Genomic DNA, 17,802 nt, shown 5'->3' on the forward strand with positions numbered 1-17,802 from the left:
CCCCTGCACGCGATGATACGGGTTTCCAGCAACCAAACTACCGTTCAGTAATGTGTCCTGGGCCACACGGGTGACCCCTCTCGAGAAACAAGCCAGTCTCCAGTGAGGGTGGGGCTTCTCGGTAGAGATGGCCTAAACCGTGACTCGTCCGCGCATCCGGCGCAGCTCGGTCTGGTCGCATCGTCCTGGTCGCGCTGCCGGGCACGGGCGCGATGGGATCAGATGGGTTCAGATGGGATCAAAGGAAGTAAGCGGGTGTCGCGGGCCACGATCCAGCCACCGACGCCCTAAGCAGCGGCCGCCGCGGTCCCGAGGAATGACAGTCTGCCGAGGTTCATACGGCCTCATTGGTCGAGCGGTTCGGTGCGAACCGCTACGCGAACGATGCGGAGGCGCGCTTGCAGGGCCGCGATATGCCTGTCATACGGGGGAACGTGGCAGAGCCAGACGCTCCCCCGCGTCTGTCTCGGCTTATCGGATTTCGGGGAAGTGGCACGCGACCTGGTGGTCCGGCGCGGCGGAGGCGATCGCCATCAGCGGCGGCTCGGTAGTGGTGCAGATCTCCTGGGCCTTCCAGCAACGGGTGCGGAAGCGGCAGCCGGAGGGTGGGTTGATCGGCGAGGGCACGTCGCCGGTCAGCAGGATCCGCTCGCGGCTGGCTGCGTCCTTGCGCGTCGGGTCGGGGATCGGGACCGCCGAGAGCAGCGCGTTGGTGTACGGGTGCAGCGGCGCGCTGTAAAGGTCGTCGCGCGACGCGAGCTCGACGACCTTGCCCAGGTACATCACCGCGACCCGGTCCGAGATGTGGCGCACCACGGACAGGTCGTGCGCGATGAACACGTAGGCCAGGCCCATCTCCGCCTGGATGTCCTCGAACAGGTTCACCACCTGCGCCTGGATCGACACGTCCAGCGCGGAGACCGGCTCGTCCGCGACGATCAGCTTGGGCTTGAGCGCCAGCGCCCGGGCGATGCCGATCCGCTGGCGCTGGCCGCCGGAGAACTCGTGCGGGTACCGGTTGTAGTGCTCCGGCGAGAGGCCGACCAGCTCCAGCAGGTCCTGCACCGCCCGCTTGACACCGTGCTCGGTCTGGATCCCCTGGATGTGGAACGGCGCGGCCACAATGTTGCCGATCGTGTGCCGCGGGTTGAGCGAGGACTGCGGGTCCTGGAACACCATCTGCACGTCGCGCCGCAGCGGCCGCAGCGCGCCCTGCCCCATGTGCGTGATGTCTCTGCCCTCGAACACGATCTTGCCGCCGGTCGGCTCGAGCAGCCGGGCCAGCAGCCGCCCGGTGGTGGACTTGCCGCAGCCCGACTCGCCCACCAGGCCCAGCGTCTCGCCGGACCGGACGGTCAGGTCGATCCCGTCCACCGCCTGGACCGCGCCGACGGTCCGGCGCAGCAGACCCCGCCGGATCGGGAAGTGCTTCTGCAGGCCGGTGACCGACAGAAGGACCTCGGTCTCGGTGCCCTTCGGGCGGGCGTCGTAGGAGGTGGTGCTCACTGCTGCTCCCAGGTGGCGGGTGGTCTCAAGGCGTTCGGGGCGGACGGGGCGGTCACAGATGCGGAGCGATCTGCTCGGCGAAGAGCTGCTTGCGCAACTCGGCCGGCATGTGGCAGCGCACCAGGTGCCCGCTGCCCGTCTCGATCAGCTCCGGCACCACGTTCTTGCTCGCGCCCGCGGTGCGCTCGACGAAGGCGCAGCGTGGGTGGAAGGAGCACCCGGACGGCACGTTGATCAGCGACGGCGGGCTGCCCTTGATGGGCAGCAGCCGCTCCTGAACAGCCTTGTCGAGCCGTGGCATCGAGCCGAGCAGACCCCAGGTGTAGGGATGCTCCGGCGCGGTGAACACGGTGCGGGCGCTGCCGTACTCCACCGCCTTGCCGCCGTACATGACCATGATGTCGTCCGCCAGTTCGGCGACCACGCCCAGGTCGTGGGTGATGATGATCAGGGCGCTGTTGAACTCGCGCTGCAGGTCCCGCATCAGGTCCAGGATCTGCGCCTGCACCGTCACGTCGAGCGCGGTGGTCGGCTCGTCCGCGATCAGCAGCTGGGGGTTGCAGACCAGCGCCATGGCGATCATCGCGCGCTGGCGCATACCGCCGGAGAACTGGTGCGGGTAGTCGTCGACCCGGGACTGCGGCTGCGGGATGCCCACGCGGTCCAGGAACTCGATGGCCCGCTTGCGCGCCACCGCCCTGGGCACCTTGTTGTGCACGAGGTAGGCCTCGGCGATCTGCGCGCCCACCGTGTAATAGGGGTGCATCGACGACAGCGGGTCCTGGAAGACCATCGCCATCTTGTTGCCGCGAAGCTCCTGCACCCGGTGCGGCGAGGCGTTGACCAGGTCCTCGCCGTCCAGCCAGATCTCGCCGGAGATGCGCGCGCCGCCCTTGCCCTTGCGGTCGGCCCGCTTGTGCAGGCCGAGCAGCGCGAGCGAGGTGACCGACTTGCCGGAGCCGGACTCACCCACGATCCCGAGCGTGCTGCCCCGCTCCAGCTGGAAGCTGACCCCGTCCACCGACTTGACCAGGCCGTCCTCGGTGCCGAAATGGACCTTGAGGTCGCGCACGTCGAGAAAGGCGGCCTGGCCGTCGGCGCGGGTCGGCCGCACCTCTGCGATCTCGTCCACCACGGTTCCTGCTCCCAGCGGTTCGTTCGGATCCTGCATCCTGCCGTGACGGCCGCTCATCCGAGCCTCACCCGCGGATCCGCGACGGAGTACAGCAGGTCGACCACGAGGTTGGCGATGATCACGAAGAACGCGGCGACCAGCGTGACGCCCATGACGACGGGGAAGTCGTCCTGGTTGATCCCCTGGATGATCGCCATCTGGCCGAGGCCCGGCAGCGAGAACGTGATCTCGACCAGGACCGCTCCACCGATCACCGCGCCCAGGTCCATGCCGAAGATGGTGATGATCGGGGTGATCGCGGCGCGCAGCGCGTGCTTGAAGATCACCTTGCGCTCGCTGAGGCCCTTGGCGCGGGCGGTGCGTACGAAGTCCTCGCTCAGGGCGTCGAGCATCCCGGCGCGGGTCAACCGCGCGTAGAGGGCCGCGTAGCCGAAGGCGAGGGCGACCCACGGAATCCACAGATTGCGGGCCCACGCCACCGGGTCGGCCGTGATGGAGGTGTAGGTGATGCCCGGGAAGCCGTCCAGCATCGAGATCAGCGGGCCGACGAAGTAGGCCGGCAGCGCCACGCCGAGCAGCGCGAGCATCATCGAGGCGCGGTCGGCCAGCGAGCCCTTGCGCACGGCGGAGATCACGCCGGAGGTGACGCCGAAGATCAGCCACAGGATCGCGGCGCCGATCGCGATCGACGCGGTGACCGGGAAGGCCCGGGTCAGCATCGGCCAGACCTGCTGGCTGTTGCGGAAGGAGTAGCCGAAGCAGGGTGTGTTGCACTGCACCGTGTTGACGCCGTCGCTGTACGAGGTGCCCGTGAAGATGTTCTTGACGTAGTCGAAGTACTGCAAGAGCACCGGCTTGTCGAAGCCGAACCGGTGGATCACCGCTTGCAGGGCGGCCTGGTTCTGCTGCTTGCCCACGAACTCGGAGGCCAGCGACGCGGGGGTCTGGCCGGCCCACTCGGGCAGCACGAAGAAGATCCAGAACGTGATCAGGCTGACCACGAGCAGGAGCCCCACGGTGGCGAGCAGGCGCCGAACGATGAATGTCAACATATGCGGTACGGCCGGTCGGGGGCCGGTCGGTGGGCCGGCGCCCGTCGCCTACACCTGCCTTCGGGTGAAGAGCGGATGGTCTTGCGTATCGGGGAGAGGACCTCCGCGCCCGGGAGCGGCCGACCCGGCTGGCGCCGGGCCGACCGCCCTGGAGGCGTCGGTCCCGAGGGACTGAAGCTAACGGATCGTCAGCTGCCGCTCGTCGTGCCCAGAACCGAGAAGTCCGGCTCGCCGAACGAGTTCTGGATGTACCAGTTGGTCACGTTGGCCGGGTGGAAGATCAGCGACTTGTTGTAGATCAGCGGAACGATCGCGGCGTCGCTCATGACCTGCTTGTCGATCTGGGTCCACAGGCCGGCCCGCGTGTTGGGGTCGGTGGTGCCCAGGGCCTGGGCGAACAGGCCGTCGACGACCGGGCTGTCGTAGTTGCCGAGGTTGGACGAGCCGCCGCCGGAGTGGATGCCGTCCTTGGTGACGGTCTGGTCCATGAAGCCGAAGCCGTCGGGCCAGTCCGCACCCCACTTCATCATCGACAGGCCGATCTTGTTGGTCTTCGCGTAGTTCTGGTTGCCGGCGAAGTCGGAGAAGTACTTGCCGCCGGTGAACTTCTGGATGGTGACGTTGATCCCGATCGCCTTCAGGCTGTTCTGGATCGCGATCGCCGCGTTGACTTCCTTCGGCCGCTCTGCGCGCGCCGAGATGTTGGCGCTGAAGCCGCCGTTGGCGTCGAACGCGGCCGGCTCGGCCGTCTTGCACTTGGCCAGCTCGGCCTTGGCCTGGTTGGCGTCGCCCTGGTTGCCCGGGGTGGCGTAGATGTTCGAGGCCTGGTAGCCGGTCAGGTTCGGGGGCATCACGGTGGAGGCGATGTCGCCGCCGCCGATCGAGCCGCCGAGGGCGGCCTGCACCGCGGTCTTGTCGACGGCGTACTCGACGGCCTTGCGGCAGTCGACGTTGTCGAACGGCTGGACCTGGGTGTTCATGGTCATGTAGGTCAGCGCGCCGCTGTAGCCGTCGTCCGCCTGGGCCTTGAGCGAGGGGCTGGCCAGGATCTGGGCCTGGGCGGTGTTGCCCACGCCGACGCCGGACAGGTCGACGTCATAGGTGCCGTGCAGCAGTCCCTGGTCGATCTGGTCCTGGTTGACGTTGACCTGGACGGTGATCTTGCTGGCGGTCACCTTGTGGATGCCGTTGGGGTCGGTCGCCGCGTCGAACTGCGGGTTCGGGACCAGCGTCATCCCCTTGCCCGGGGTGTAGTTCTGGATCTCGTACTGCCCGGTGGACTGGTAGCCGGTGGCGTAGTTGGCGCCGGTGTCCTTCGAGCGTTCGACCGGGGCGGTCGAGGGCAGCGCGGCCAGGTACGGGAAGTCCGCGAACTTCTGGGTCAGCTTGAACGCGATGGTGGAGCTGTCCGGGGTGGTGATGCCGGAGACACCGTCGTTGGGGTTCTTGTCCTTGTACGGACCCGCGTACTTGGTGGTGTCCTCGACGTACTGCAGGAAGTAGGCCGGGCCGTTGACCAGGGTGTCCTGGCCCCAGTTCGACCGCTCCACCGCGTACTTGACGTCCTGGGAGGTGACGGGGGTGCCGTCCTGGAACTTCACGCCCTGGCGGATGTGGAACGTCCAGGTCAGGCCGTCGGAGCTGACCGTGCCGAGGTCGGTGGCCAGGTCCGGGACCAGCTGGAGCCCGGCGGCGCCGGGCTTCTGCGCGTAGGTGAGCAGCGAGCGCGAGTAGAGGCGCAGGAAGTCCCACGAGTACGCGTAGTAGGTATTGCCCGTGTCAGGGGAGTCCCAGTCCTGGCTCTGCGCCAGGCGGAGCGTGCCGCCTTGGTGGCTGGAGGCGTTCACCACGCTGCTGAGGCCAGCGTTGAAACTGCTCGTCGAGGTGTTGCCCGACGACCCTGAGGAATTACTACAGGCGGCTGCCACGGTGGCCAGCGCCACAGTGCCCGCCGCGGTAGCGAAGAGTTTGCTCTTCCGCATGATTGCTGGGTTCCCCTTACTGAGCGTGTTGGAGAGGTGCGGTGGTGGCCGCGGGGGTGCGGATGTCTATCGCGAGCCCTTTGGGTCGAAGGCGTCGCGAAGCCCATCACCGAGCAGGTTGAACGCCAGCACGGTGATGAAGATGGCGGTTCCCGGCACGATCAGGAACTCGGGGTCGATCTGGAAGGTGCTGATCGCCGCGTTGATCATCGAGCCCCAGGACGGGGTGGGCTCGCGCATGCCGACGCCGAGGAACGAGAGGGCCGCCTCGAACAGGATGTTCACCGGGATGAGCAGCGTCGCGTAGACCAGGATCGGCGCCACCAGGTTCGGCAGGATCTCCCGGAAGATGATCCGCCCGGAGGAGGCGCCGAGCGAGCGGGCCGCGTCGACGAACTCGCGCTCGCGCAGCGCCAGGGTCTGGCCGCGCACGATGCGGCCGATGTACGGCCAGGAGAAGAATCCGATGATGATCACCAGGATGGTGATGCGCAGCCCGTTGCCGGACAGGCCGAACGCGTTGTTCGGGATGACACCCAGGATCGAGATGGCGAACAGCAGCAGCGGGAAGGCCAGCAGCACGTCCATGGTCCGCGCGATGACCGCGTCGACCCAGCCGCCGAAGTAGCCGGCGACCATGCCGAGCACCACGCCGATGACGATGGCGACCACGGTGGACAGGCCGGCGATGCCGAGCGAGTAGCGGGCCCCGTAGACAACCCGGGCGAACAGGTCCCGGCCATTGGGCAGGTCGACGCCGAGCCAGTGCGAGCCGCTGATGCCGCCCATCCCGCCGAACGGGGTGGAGTAGTTGGCGTCGATCAGCTTGGTGTGCAGCGAGAAGGGGTCCTGGTTCTCGATGCCGGTGAGCACCGGCGCGAGGAGCGCGACGAGGATCAGCAGGACGACGGTCACGCCGCCCGCCATGGCGACCTTGTCCTTCTTCAGGCGGTTCCAGGCGATGCGGCCGAGGGAGCGGCCCTCGATCGCCTTGGCCTCCGCCGACCCGGTCTCGGGCGCCGGGCTGAACGTCCCGTCGTCCGCTGCCGTGATCATCGTCATCGCGTCGCGTCCTCACAAAAAACTCGGCGGGACGGCGTTCCACACCGGTTTCGACGCGGCCCGGTGGGGCTGCGGACACCGGCGGTGGCCCACCGCCGACGTGTGCGGTGTTTCTCTCCGGCGGCAGCCTCGGTAGGCCCCGCCAGGAGAGGACCCTCCCTCAAACCCGCGATCGAAGGAAGAGGTCGGAGCGCTCTGTTGCACAACCGTGATCAGTCGGCCATCACGCCGTTTTCCGTATTTACGGGCAGTGACCGGGGGGATCCGTACCGTTCGGATCTTATCCTGCGATTACGGGCATCAACGGCGCGCACGGCAGATCTTCCGGTCAGCCCGGCCGATCCCGGGTGAATCCACCCCATGAGCCAGGAGATTGATTCGAGGGTTTCCGGCCGACGGAAACACATTAGCGCAAGAGTCCGCATCCCGAGACGCCGGGTACATACCATGGAGGTTTCGATTTGCACTCGAGTGGGAATCGCGCGCGCCTGAATTGCGCCGGGGTGATGTAGGGGCGTCCGAGGCCCGCGACGGCCGCGTACGTAGCCGAAAGATAATCAGCCGATTCGATTAATCGTCGGATCAGCAGTGCAACGCCGCGCCGAGCAGATCGAGGAATCGCCGCAGATATCCCTCGTCGAGCGGCTCGCCCTCGATCAGCAGGCGCTGCACCACCGTGCCCGCGATCACGTCGAACAGCAACTCGGGATCGCCGATCCGCACCTTCTCACCGCGCGCGGCGGCCATGGCGGCGCTCGCGTGCACCAGCCGCCGCTGCCGGTCGATGATCTTCTCCCGGACGGCCGCGCGCAGGACCGGGTCGCGCGCGGACTGCGCGGCCAGGGCGAGGAAGGCGGCCTGCGCCTCCGGCCTGCTCCACAGCGCGACCAGCTTCCTGATCACGGCCTCGGCATCGGCGCGCACCGAGCCGGCGTCGATCGGCGTGAGCCAGTCGAACACCTGCGCCATGGCGTCCACGACCAGCTCGGCCTTCCCGGGCCAGCGCCGGTAGAGCGTGGACTTCGCCACTCCCGCGCGGGCGGCCACGTCGCCGACCGTCATCGCGTCCCAGCCGCGCTCGGCGAGCAGCTCCCGGGCGGCGGCGAGGATCGCGGCATCGGCGTCCGCGGAACGGGGCCGGCCGGGCGGGCGGTTGCCCGCGCCCGGCGCCTCGTCGTGCGCCCCGCCGACCTGCGTGCCGTCCTCGGCATGAGTGACCGGCGCCACGCTGCGCCCACCTTTCCGTGCGTCGCTGGATTCCGCTACGCTACGACTCGTATCGGAAGTCGTCCACTCCCCGGTACGAATCATGTGCGGCAATGGCACTGGACTGGCCGAACCGAGGGACGCGCACGGTGGGGACCGGGCGCGCGGAGCTCGCCGATCCAGTGCCTGTTGCCGTTGTCGGGCATTGAGCTGTCGGACACTGAACTGTCGGACATTGAACCTCAGGTCTGTCGTCTTATCAGATGATCGCCTCAGAACGCAGGTTCACCGAAGCCGGCGGGCGGACGGGGCAGGGGCGCCGGCTCCTAACGCCGACTCCTAAGACGTCCAGTCAGACGCCAGCGGCATGACAGCGCACTGGCGCGCCGCCGACCGCCGCGGGGATGTGAGAATGGATTCATGCGACCTTCGTTCTCGATGTCCGGCGTGGTGGACCTCTCGGCGCTGAAGCAGCCGTCGGCACCGGCCGCCACCCGTCCCGCTGCGGAAGCGGTCGCGGCGCCCGGCTCCGCGACCGGCCCCGGGGCCTCCGGCGAGGGCTCCGCCGTGATCGACGTGACCGAGACGGACTTCCAGACCGCGGTGCTCGAGCGCTCGCTCCAGACTCCCGTCGTGCTGATGCTCGGCGCGAGCTGGTCCGAGCAGAGCACACAGCTCAGCACGACGCTGGAGAAGCTGGCCGACGAGTTCGGCGGCGCCTTCCTGCTGGCCCGCGTGGACGCCGAGGCCAGCCCGCGTCTGGTCCAGGCGCTGCGGGTGCAGGGCATCCCGTCGGTGAAGGCCATCGTCGGCGGCGAGCTGATCGGCGAGTTCGCCGGCGCCCAGCCGGAGGCTCAGGTCCGGCAGTGGCTCACCGAGCTGCTTGCGCTGGCCGAACGCGAGTTCGGCCTGGCCCCGGGAGCTGCGGCGGGGCAGGTGTCGCCCGAGCCGCCCATGGATCCGGCGCTGTCCGCCGCGTACGACGCGATCGAATCCGGCGACTTGGACGGCGCGGCCCGCGCGCTGCAGAACGTGCTGAGTCAGAACCCGGGCCACCCCGAGGCCAAGCCGGCGCTCGCCCAGGTGGAGCTGATGCGCCGCACCGCGGGCGTCGACCCAGCTCAGGCGGTTGCCCGCGCCGAGGCCGAGCCGACGAACATCGACGTCCGAACCGCTGCCGCGGACGCCGTGATGGCCACCGGAGACGCGGAGACCGCGCTCACGCTGCTACTCGACACGGTGCGTGACTTCAGCGGCGAGGAGCGGGACAAGGCGCGCACCCTCCTCCTGGACTACTTCGAACTGCTGGGGCCGCAGGATCCGCGTGTCGCCAAGGCACGCGGCAGGCTCACTTCACTACTGTTCTAATGTTCCTCCCCACAGAGTCCATTACTCACTCTTTACCATCGCGCACGCCGCCGAATCTCCTCACTCGGCGTAATCGCATCGTGCCGCATTGACCCGGGAATCCGCCGATATGCTGCGACTTCCCTGATCACGCGCAGTGGCCGCATACCCCGGGGGGTTTTGTTGCCCGCGACGGGGATACCCCCCTTGGTTACTGGTCGGTAACGAGCCCCTTGTGTTACGCGCGGGTGTCCAGCACGATCGGGCCTACCCGGTCCGCCGAGCGTCCGATGCCATGGATGCCAGGCGGTTCCCCACCGGGCCGGCGTCGCGGGCAGCCCCCCGTCCGCGGCGCGTTCCGCTACAGCTTTCGCCGCGCGGGGCACCCCGTCCCGGGTCCGCGCGGTCCCTCGGTTTCCCGCCGCGGGCCGGACGCCCCGGCGCCGCGCAACGTTTCAGGAGTGGACTTGAAGGACACCTCCGGCGCCCCGGTCCTCGGGCGCACGTCGTGGAAACGGCTCGGCATCGTGATGGTGCCGACAGTCGTGCTCGCGGGCGCTCTGACCGTCGCCATGGCGAACGGCGCGATCGCCGCCTCGTTCGCGGTCTCCGGCCAGCAGTTCAAGCTGAAGGCCGACCAGCTGTCCGGCACCGGCTTCGTGAACTACGGCGTGGTCGACAAGCACGCGGACGGCTCGCCGTTCGCCGCGGCGGTGTCGGCGTTCAAGTCGGCCAGCATCACCAACCTGTGCCAGTCGGTCGTGACCACGCTGCCGGTCATCGGCGATGTCACGCTCACCATCAAGGCCGGCGGCGCGGGCACCCCGGTGACCGCCACCGACCTGGTGATCGACATGCAGCAGCTCAACGCCACCTCCGCCGTGTTCAACAACATCAACATCGGTCAGGACGCCTCGACCCTCTCCGGCAGCGCCCAGGGCGCGGTCGGCACCGCGGGCCTGTTCGGCCAGCAGGCGGACTCCGCCACGCTGACGAACATCACGCAGGTCGCGAACTCGACAAATGCGGGCACATTCTCGCTGCACGACATGTCGATGGGCCTGTCGCTCGGCGACCACGACTGCTTCTAAGTCCTTAAGTAAGCAGTTAAGCAAGTAGTCGCCCAGTAGCGTCCGAAACCGCCGAAGCGCGGGTGTGGGGGATTCCTCCCACACCCGCCGCTTCCTTACTGGAGCAGCAGCGATGACCACGCAAATCCTGGAGAACACCTCGTCCGACGGAGCGCACCGGCCACCCGCTGTGGTGCGCGCCTACCGCGCGTTCCGCCACTGGCGCAAGGCTCGGCCGTTCCCAAGCGGACTGCTCATCCTCCTGTCCGGCATCGAGATCTGGGCGGCGCCGTACTCGTCGATCGGTGTGATGATCCACGAAGGCATCGCCGGATTCTCCGCCGTGTTCGTCGGCACCCTGCTGATCGTCTTCGGGCTGACCGTGTGGTTCGCCCCCATGTACCGCATGTTCGCCGGGATCGCCGCGATCCTGCTCGGCCTGATAGCGCTGCCGACCATCAACATCGGCGGGTTCGTCATCGGCACCCTGCTCGCGCTCGTCGGCGGCGGGCTGGCGGTGGCCTGGACCCCGCGGCCCGGGTGGACCGCGCCGACCTGGGGCGAGCGGCACCGGCGCGCCCAGCAGGCACCGACCGAGCCCCTGTTCGCCGAGGGGCCGTCGGGCGATTCGACCACCGAGACCTTCGAAGCCGCCGAGGCCGAGCTCACGCACCGGCAGGACGCGGAGAAGGAGGACGGCAGTGCCGAGTCGCAGATCTGATGCGCTCGGCCGCCGCACCGTCCTGGTGGCGATTGCGGCACCGATCGCCGCGGCGGGGGTGATCGGGGCTGTCGCGCTGGCCGCCCCGGCGCTCGCCGCGGGCCCGACCACCCCCTTGCCGTTCCCGACCGTCTGCGGCAGCACCACCGCGGCGCGTACCAGCGCCTCGGCCTCCCCGACCCCGTCGACGACGGGCTCTTCGGCCAAGGCCGTCACGAAGAAGACCGCCGGTTCGACTCCCAGTCCCGGCGCCTCCTCCCCCAGCGCGTCGGCCTCGCCGTCCGCGTCGGGCGGCACGGGCGCGGCGAACGCACCGAACGGGGGCGGCCCGGCGACCCCGACTCCCAGTCCGAGCGCGTCGAGCCCGTCGTCGAGCGGCGGGTTCTGGGGCTGGCTGAACGGCGTGTGGACGTGGATCTTCGGCGCGGCGCAGCTGCCGCACGCGCCTGCCGCGGCCGTGCTCGGCGCCGCCAACGCCCACTCCGGATCGAACGTCGGCGCGGCATCCGTCCAGACGACGGGCTCGAAGCCGGTCGTGCTGCCGAAGATCACGACGGGCAGCAAGGCCCCGGCGCTCGCCGTGCCGAGTCCGACCACCCAGACCTCGACCGGCTCGCCGAACTGCGTGCCGAGCTCCGCGGTCAAGCGGGACGCGGCCACCTCGGGCGGCAACGTCGCGGCCCAGGTCCCATGGCACCTGTCCACCCCGTCGATGACCCAGTACAACCTGACGTACAACGGGACCACCACGATCAACACGGTCGGCGGCGGCTCGCTACAGGTCCTCGACTTCACCGCCTCGAAGGTCACGCTGGTCAGCATGATCACGTTCTCGCAGCAGGGCGGCGGGAAGCTCCAGTACGTCGACGGCGGCCAGAACCAGACGGTGACGCTCGAGAACGTGCACCTCTGGACGACCGAGCTCAAGGCGAACCTGCTCGGCCTGATCCCCGTGGACTACACCCCGAGTTCGCCGCCGCCGCTGCCCGTGGGGCTGACCATCCCGATCCCGCTCCTGTTCACCAGCGTGGAGGCGGACAACGCCTTCCTCAGCACGCAGTCCATCGTGATCCCCGGCTTCAACGGCCACGGGAACTGAGCGGGCTCGCCAAGACTCGTCAGCCAGCAGCGCAGGCTCACCGACAGCACGGCGGAGCGGCCCGGACAATGGCGTCCGGGCCGCTCTCGTGTCATCCGTCGCGATCGGGCGACGAGAAGTTCAGCTGCCACCGCCGCCGAGGAGCCCGCCGAGCAGGCCACCGGCCACCGCGCCGCCCACGCCGCCGCGCACGCCGCCGATCGCCGCCCCCGCCGCCGCGCCGGTCTCCGCGCCGCTCGGGTTGTAGTAGCCTGACTGGAGGCCGACGCGTCCGGGTCCGGTGAACCGGTTGAACACCAGGTTCCCGCCGCCGCCGAGGATGCCGGTCTTCAGGCCGAACACCTGCTGCTGGTAGCCGACCGACGTGTCCCGGTAGATCCACGAGCCGGGCTCCACGTCGATGACCTCGCCCGGCTGCAGCACGACCTCGAAGGCGTTGCCGTGCGCGTGCAGCCACAGCAGCCCGTCGCCCTGGGTGGCGTCGAAACGGTCCTGCCAGAAGCCCTGGCCGCCGAACAGCATGGAGCCGATGCCGCGCACCCGCTCGAAGTCGTAGGCCAGGTTCGCGGTCGCGGCCAGGAACTGGTGCTCGCGGACCAGGATCTGGGTGCCGTGCGGGACGTTGAGCGGGAAGACCTGCCCGGCCGAGTCGCGGGAGAACGCGATCTCGCCGAAGCCCACCGCCTGGGTCATGAAGATCGGCATTCCGCCGATCACCCGCTTGAAGGCGCCCTTCAGCTTCATCAACTGGACATCCACCTGCGGCTGCTTCCACAGCACGACGTGGTGCTCGAAGTAGACCGGGACCTGGCCGTTCATCGCCAGGTGCAGCACCGGGACGATCTGGCCCTCGATCCGGAACGCGACGCCGGGCCCCTGGCCCTGGGTCACGTGCGAGGGCAGCAAGCCGACCTGCGCCGTCATGCGCGGTTCCCCCCTGTGAGGTGAAGAATCTGGCCGCGTGCTCCCACACGGCATGCCGTCGCGCGGTGGGCTCACGGCCCGGCAGCCCTCGAACCTGCGGCTCAGAACTCCGGCTCATGACACTCGCGCGGTTGTGAGCATAGAGCCCCGGCGCGTTGCGGGCACCGGCCGGGAGGGCAGGGCTCAGTCCAGGCCGAGATCCTTGCGCAGCTTCGCGACGTGGCCGGTCGCCTTGACGTTGTACATCGCGCGCTCGATCTTGCCCGTCTCGTCGATCACGAAGGTCGAACGGATCACACCGGTCACCGTCTTGCCGTACAGCTTCTTCTCGCCGTAGGCACCGTATGCCTCAAGGGTCGCCTTCTCCGGGTCGGACAGCAGCGGGAAGTTCAGGCTGTCGCGCTCACGGAACTTGGCCAGCTTCTCCGGCTTGTCCGGGGAGAGCCCCAGCACCGCGAACCCGGCCGAGACCAGCGACTGGAGCGAGTCGCGGAAGTCGCACGCCTGCTTCGTACACCCGGGCGTCATCGCGGCCGGGTAGACGTAGACGATGACCTTCCGCCCCGCGTAATCGGACAGCGACACCGGCTTGCCGTCGGCGTCCGGGAGGGTGAACTGCGGCGCGACGGCGCCCGGCTCGAGTTTCTCTGGCACTTCGTCGTCCTCGGTCTCGTGGGGGCAGCGGCTCGGCGTGCGGCCGGAAGCCGGAGCGACCGGCTTCGAATCCAAGCGTACGAGAGTGCACCGACGCGCTCGGCCGGATGGCTGATCCGGCTTCGTTCATCCGCGCGGCGACCGCTAAACCGGGTAGGACCATCTCACCGGGCTCATAGGCGCGGCTCGACAGAAGGGGAACACCATGACCGACAAACCGCTGTCCGACCCGGCCTTGCGGAACGGGTCGCCCGCGCCTGGCGACCTCGAGCGGAGCGCGGCCGGCCCGGTCGACCGGAAGGAGGCGCGCAAGGGAACCGCTGGCGCGAAGCCGGTCCTCGTCATGACCCCCGACGGCGCCATCACCGGGGTGCGGCTCGACGGCGCCGGAGCGCATGTCAAGGACATGAGGTCGCCTGCCGAGATCGAGGCCGAGATCGACCGCACCCGCGAGCATCTGGCCGCGACCCTCGACGAGCTCTCCGACCGCCTCACTCCCCGCAACATGGCGCGCAGCGGCGGCCGCGTCGTCAAGGCCCAGTTCGTGGACGTCGAGACCGGCAAGGTGCGCGTGGGCCGGGTGGCCGTCGCCGCGGGCGGCGCCGCGGCGATGCTCGCGGCCCTGATGGCGCTGCGTAGCCTGCGCTCGCGGAACCACTGATACCCAGTACACGTCGAGTCCGGGAATCCGGCCGATGCGATACCGTCAACGCGTGAGTCCCACCACCAAATCCACCGATGCCGCCAAGGCCGCGCCAGACGCCGCAACGACCGCTCTGACCAGGTCCGCCGCCGCGTCATCCGCCGCCGCGCTGGACAAGCTGCCGATCAAGATGTTGCACGACCGCGTCCTGGTCCGGGCCGACGGCGCCGAGGGCGAGCGCCGGTCCAGCGGAGGCATCCTGATCCCGGCGACGGCCCAGGTCTCGCACCGGCTCGCGTGGGCGCAAGTGGTGGCGGTCGGGCAGAACGTGCGAACGGTGGAAGCGGGCGACCGGGTCCTCTACGACCCGGACGAGCGGGCCGAGGTCGAGGTGCGCGGGGTCGAATACGTGCTGCTGCGCGAGCGCGACATCCACGCGGTGGCGGCCGAGCGGCTCGGCGACACGGACGGCGCGACCGGGCTCTACCTGTAGCGGCTCGTTGGCAGGGCATTGATCTGACGGAGCCTCGGAAGCGACAGGGGGCAAGCGGGGGTGAGCGCGGATGACCGGGCGCGGCCCACGGCCGTCGACGGGGCTGAGCCTGCCGCCACACCTCTTAATAACCGTGCGACAGACGGAAGCTTCGCCACGGAACAGGATGGAATCGGGGCGGCGCAGGAACCGTCCGACTCCGTCGATGCCGTGGACGAACGCGGCCGGCCGGGCGCGCCGATCACGCTGACGCTCACCGCGCCCGGCTCCTATTTCACCTGGGCGTTCGGGCTGGCCGCCGGGGCGCTGTCGGCTTACTTCCTGGTGCGGGTGATCGCCCACGCGGAGTCGGTGCTGACGGTGGTCCTGCTCTCCGCCTTCCTCGCCGTCTCGCTCAACCCGATCGTCACCGCGCTGACCGAGCAGCGCCGCGTTCCCATGCGCCGAGGCCCCGCGGTGCTCGTCGTCGGGCTCGGCGTGGCGGGCTTGGTCGCCGGGTTCCTCGCCGTGATCGTGCCGCCGGTGGCGAACGAAGTCACCCAACTGATCCGCGCCATTCCGCACGTGCTGCAGGAGATCCAGGACAAGTCCACCTTCCTCGGCCGGATCGAGGCCAAGTACCACGTGGTCTCGAAGGTGCAGTCGGCGCTGTCCGCACGCGGGATCGGCACCAGCGCGGTCACCGGGATCCTCGGCGCCGGCAAGTACGTGCTGTCCTGGCTCACCTCGACGCTCGCGGTGGTGTCGCTGACGATTTACTTCCTGGCCGGGCTGCCGGGCATCGTCGCGGTGGCCTACCGCACCGTGCCGGCCTCCCGCCGGGACCGGGTCCGCTCGCTCGGCGACGAGATCCTCACGCAGGTCGGCCGGTACATGCTCGGCTCCGTGCTCAACGCCTCCATCGCCGGAACCGCCACCTGGATCTGGACGCTCGCCTGGGGCGTCCAGTACCCCGCGGCGCTCGGCCTCATGGTCGCGCTGATGGACATGATCCCGGTGATCGGCTCCACCATCGGCGGCGCGATCGTCACGCTGGTCGCGCTGACCGTGTCGCTGCCGGTCGCCCTCGCCACACTCGCGTTCTACATCGGCTTCCGGCTGACTGAGGACTACCTGCTGCTGCCCAATGTCATGCGGCACGCGGTGGACGTCCCGCCGGTGGTCACCGTCGTCGCCGTCCTGATCGGCGGCTCGCTGCTCGGCATCATCGGCGCCTTGGTCGCGATCCCGACCGCCGCGGCGCTTAAACTGATCACCGTCGAGGTCCTGATTCCCCGGCTCGAACGCCGATGATTGTTTCGACAACCCTCGATGACGCCCATCAGCAGAGCGTCCCGTACGAGTGACTACGCGTACAGTGACGCCATAGGCGCATTACTCTTAGAGCGCCATCGACAGTCCACCTGAAAATGAGTAGCGGCCACCTTGAATAGCAGCACAGATCTCGTGGTCCTCGGCGCCGGGCCGTCCGGGCTCGCGGCCGCGTGGCGGGCCGCCCGCCGCGGACTGTCGGTCGTCATCCTGGACCGCGCCGAGGCCGTCGGCGGCATGGCAGCCTCCTTCGACGTGGCCGGGGTGCGGGTGGACTACGGAAGCCACCGCCTCAACCCGGACATGCCCGGGTACGTGCTGGCCGATCTGCGCTATCTGCTCGGGGCCGACCTGCAGACCCGCTACCGGGACGGTCGGCTGCTGCTCGGCGAGAAGTGGATAGCGTATCCGTTCAAGCCGCGCGAACTGGCTCGGGCGATGCCGGCGGTGCCCATGGCCCGCGCCGCCTTCGAGGCCATCTCCACCCCGTGGCGGCGGTCCAAGGCGCCGCAGCATCCTGAAACGTATGCCGAACTGATGCGCGCCGGCTTCGGCCCGACGCTCTACGAACAGGTCTACTCGCCCTACGCGCGCAAGCTCTGGGGCATCTCAGGCGAGGAGCTCGACGGCGACCAGGCCCGGCGCAAGGCGGGCGCGCCGACCGCGCTCGCGGCACTGGTCCGGTCCGTCCGCAGCGCGATGTCCAACGAGTCGCTCGCGTATCTCTATCCGCGCCGCGGCTTCGGGCAGTTGTGCGAAACCCTGGCGGACGCCGCGGTGACGGCGGGCGCCCGGCTGCGCCTCGGCGCGGTGGTCGAGCGGCTGGACGTGGGCGAGACGGACATCGCGGTGCGGCTGGGCCGTTCCGAGTACCACTCGGCGGCGGCCGAGCGCGGCGGCTGGTCGGGCAACGACCACTGGAGCGAGAGCGGCTGGATCCGCACCGCACACGTGTTCTCCACCCTCCCGCTGCCGCTGCTGGCTCGGATGACCTCGCCCGGCGCCCCCTACGAGGCGGTGGAGGCGAGCGGGAACCTGCGGTTCAGAGCGATCGTGCTGGTGTACGCGGTGCACAGGGGCGGCCGCTGGACGAAACACGACGTGCACTACATCCCGGGCCCCGACACGCCGGTCAGCCGGATCTCCGAGCCGACGAACCACCGGATCAACCCCGAGGACCCCGAGGACCGGTCGGTGGTCTGCTTCGAGCTGCCCTGCGACGTCGGCGACGAGATCTGGAACGCGAGCGACAGCGAGCTGGCCGAGGTGATCGGCGAGGCGGTGCGGCGCACCGGCCTGCCCCCGCTGAGCCTGGAGTGGGTGCAGGTCAAGCGCCTGCGCAACGTGTACCCGGTGTACCAGCGCGGGTACCGGGAGCACCTGACCGTGCTCGAACAGTGGGTCGAGGGCCTCGGCAACGTGACCACCTTCGGCCGCCACGGACTGTTCACCCCGGACAACACCCACCACGCGATGGTGATGGGCTACGAGGCCGCGGACTCCCTCGGCACCGGCGAGTTCGACCACGGCCACTGGTCGGCGGCCCGCGAACGGTTCACCCACCACATCGTCGAAACCTGATTATCGGACCGCCAGC

General features: G+C 69.2%; 16 protein-coding genes. 8 read left to right on the top strand and 8 right to left on the bottom strand.

The features are described 5' to 3' along the window. Positions 1-471: 471 nt before the first annotated feature. From VGZ32_RS05820 to VGZ32_RS05845, 6 genes are all read right to left on the bottom strand, one after another. Positions 472-1,506, bottom strand: a complete 1,035-nt coding sequence (locus VGZ32_RS05820) for a dipeptide ABC transporter ATP-binding protein (RefSeq protein ID WP_326884787.1) — start codon at positions 1,504-1,506, stop codon at positions 472-474. 52 nt (positions 1,507-1,558) lie between these two features. Beyond that, complete coding sequence (locus VGZ32_RS05825) at positions 1,559-2,677, bottom strand: ABC transporter ATP-binding protein (RefSeq protein WP_414642486.1); 1,119 nt, start codon at positions 2,675-2,677, stop codon at positions 1,559-1,561. Positions 2,678-2,694: 17 nt separating this feature from the next. Further along, a complete protein-coding gene (locus VGZ32_RS05830; protein ID WP_326884789.1) occupies positions 2,695-3,693 on the bottom strand; it encodes an ABC transporter permease in 999 nt (332 codons plus the stop codon). Positions 3,694-3,881: 188 nt separating this feature from the next. After that, positions 3,882-5,675 (bottom strand): ABC transporter substrate-binding protein, encoded by a 1,794-nt coding sequence (locus VGZ32_RS05835; protein ID WP_326884790.1) that lies wholly within the window; start codon positions 5,673-5,675, stop codon positions 3,882-3,884. Positions 5,676-5,741: 66 nt separating this feature from the next. After that, positions 5,742-6,731 (bottom strand): ABC transporter permease, encoded by a 990-nt coding sequence (locus VGZ32_RS05840; protein ID WP_349263499.1) that lies wholly within the window; start codon positions 6,729-6,731, stop codon positions 5,742-5,744. 588 nt (positions 6,732-7,319) lie between these two features. Continuing rightward, complete coding sequence (locus VGZ32_RS05845) at positions 7,320-7,964, bottom strand: TetR/AcrR family transcriptional regulator (protein ID WP_326884793.1); 645 nt, start codon at positions 7,962-7,964, stop codon at positions 7,320-7,322. A gap of 399 nt (positions 7,965-8,363) precedes the next feature. On the opposite strand from VGZ32_RS05845, the gene VGZ32_RS05850 reads away from it, so the two are divergent. The 4 genes from VGZ32_RS05850 to VGZ32_RS05865 all read left to right on the top strand — a co-directional run bounded on the left by VGZ32_RS05850 (position 8,364) and on the right by VGZ32_RS05865 (position 12,180). Continuing rightward, positions 8,364-9,311: a tetratricopeptide repeat protein gene (locus VGZ32_RS05850; protein ID WP_326884795.1), complete on the top strand. Its 948-nt coding sequence runs from the start codon at positions 8,364-8,366 to the stop codon at positions 9,309-9,311. Positions 9,312-9,757: 446 nt separating this feature from the next. Next, the gene (locus VGZ32_RS05855; protein ID WP_326884796.1) at positions 9,758-10,381 is read left to right on the top strand and encodes a DUF6230 family protein; all 624 of its coding nucleotides are present in this window, start codon (positions 9,758-9,760) and stop codon (positions 10,379-10,381) included. A gap of 112 nt (positions 10,382-10,493) precedes the next feature. Next, on the top strand, positions 10,494-11,081 hold the full coding sequence (locus tag VGZ32_RS05860; protein ID WP_326884797.1) for a DUF6114 domain-containing protein: 588 nt from the start codon (positions 10,494-10,496) through the stop codon (positions 11,079-11,081). Beyond that, the gene (locus VGZ32_RS05865; RefSeq protein ID WP_326884798.1) at positions 11,062-12,180 is read left to right on the top strand and encodes a hypothetical protein; all 1,119 of its coding nucleotides are present in this window, start codon (positions 11,062-11,064) and stop codon (positions 12,178-12,180) included. The genes VGZ32_RS05860 and VGZ32_RS05865 overlap by 20 nt, the downstream gene beginning before the upstream one ends. A gap of 120 nt (positions 12,181-12,300) precedes the next feature. Here the strand turns inward: VGZ32_RS05865 and VGZ32_RS05870 are convergent, their stop codons facing one another. Together VGZ32_RS05870 and bcp are read right to left on the bottom strand one after the other, a co-directional pair. Beyond that, positions 12,301-13,104, bottom strand: coding sequence for an AIM24 family protein (locus tag VGZ32_RS05870; protein ID WP_326884799.1), 804 nt, complete (start codon positions 13,102-13,104; stop codon positions 12,301-12,303). A 183-nt stretch (positions 13,105-13,287) separates the two neighbouring features. Next, positions 13,288-13,758, bottom strand: a complete 471-nt coding sequence (gene bcp, locus VGZ32_RS05875) for a thioredoxin-dependent thiol peroxidase (protein ID WP_326884800.1) — start codon at positions 13,756-13,758, stop codon at positions 13,288-13,290. A gap of 205 nt (positions 13,759-13,963) precedes the next feature. Between bcp and VGZ32_RS05880 the strand changes: the two genes are divergently transcribed. From VGZ32_RS05880 to VGZ32_RS05895, 4 genes are all read left to right on the top strand, one after another. After that, positions 13,964-14,419 carry a DUF3618 domain-containing protein gene (locus tag VGZ32_RS05880; RefSeq protein WP_326884801.1) on the top strand — a complete coding sequence of 152 codons (456 nt, stop codon included), beginning with the start codon at positions 13,964-13,966 and terminating at the stop codon, positions 14,417-14,419. 172 nt (positions 14,420-14,591) lie between these two features. After that, positions 14,592-14,894: a co-chaperone GroES gene (locus VGZ32_RS05885; protein WP_349263501.1), complete on the top strand. Its 303-nt coding sequence runs from the start codon at positions 14,592-14,594 to the stop codon at positions 14,892-14,894. Between the two features lie 210 nt (positions 14,895-15,104). Continuing rightward, entirely contained in the window at positions 15,105-16,187 is a 1,083-nt protein-coding gene (locus VGZ32_RS05890; protein WP_326884803.1) for an AI-2E family transporter, read from the top strand. Positions 16,188-16,319: 132 nt separating this feature from the next. Continuing rightward, complete coding sequence (locus VGZ32_RS05895; RefSeq protein WP_326884804.1) at positions 16,320-17,786, top strand: FAD-dependent oxidoreductase; 1,467 nt, start codon at positions 16,320-16,322, stop codon at positions 17,784-17,786. Positions 17,787-17,802 lie beyond the last annotated feature (16 nt).

Source organism: Actinocrinis sp. (assembly GCF_035938995.1).
In the GTDB taxonomy this organism is placed as follows: domain Bacteria; phylum Actinomycetota; class Actinomycetes; order Streptomycetales; family Catenulisporaceae; genus DASZGI01.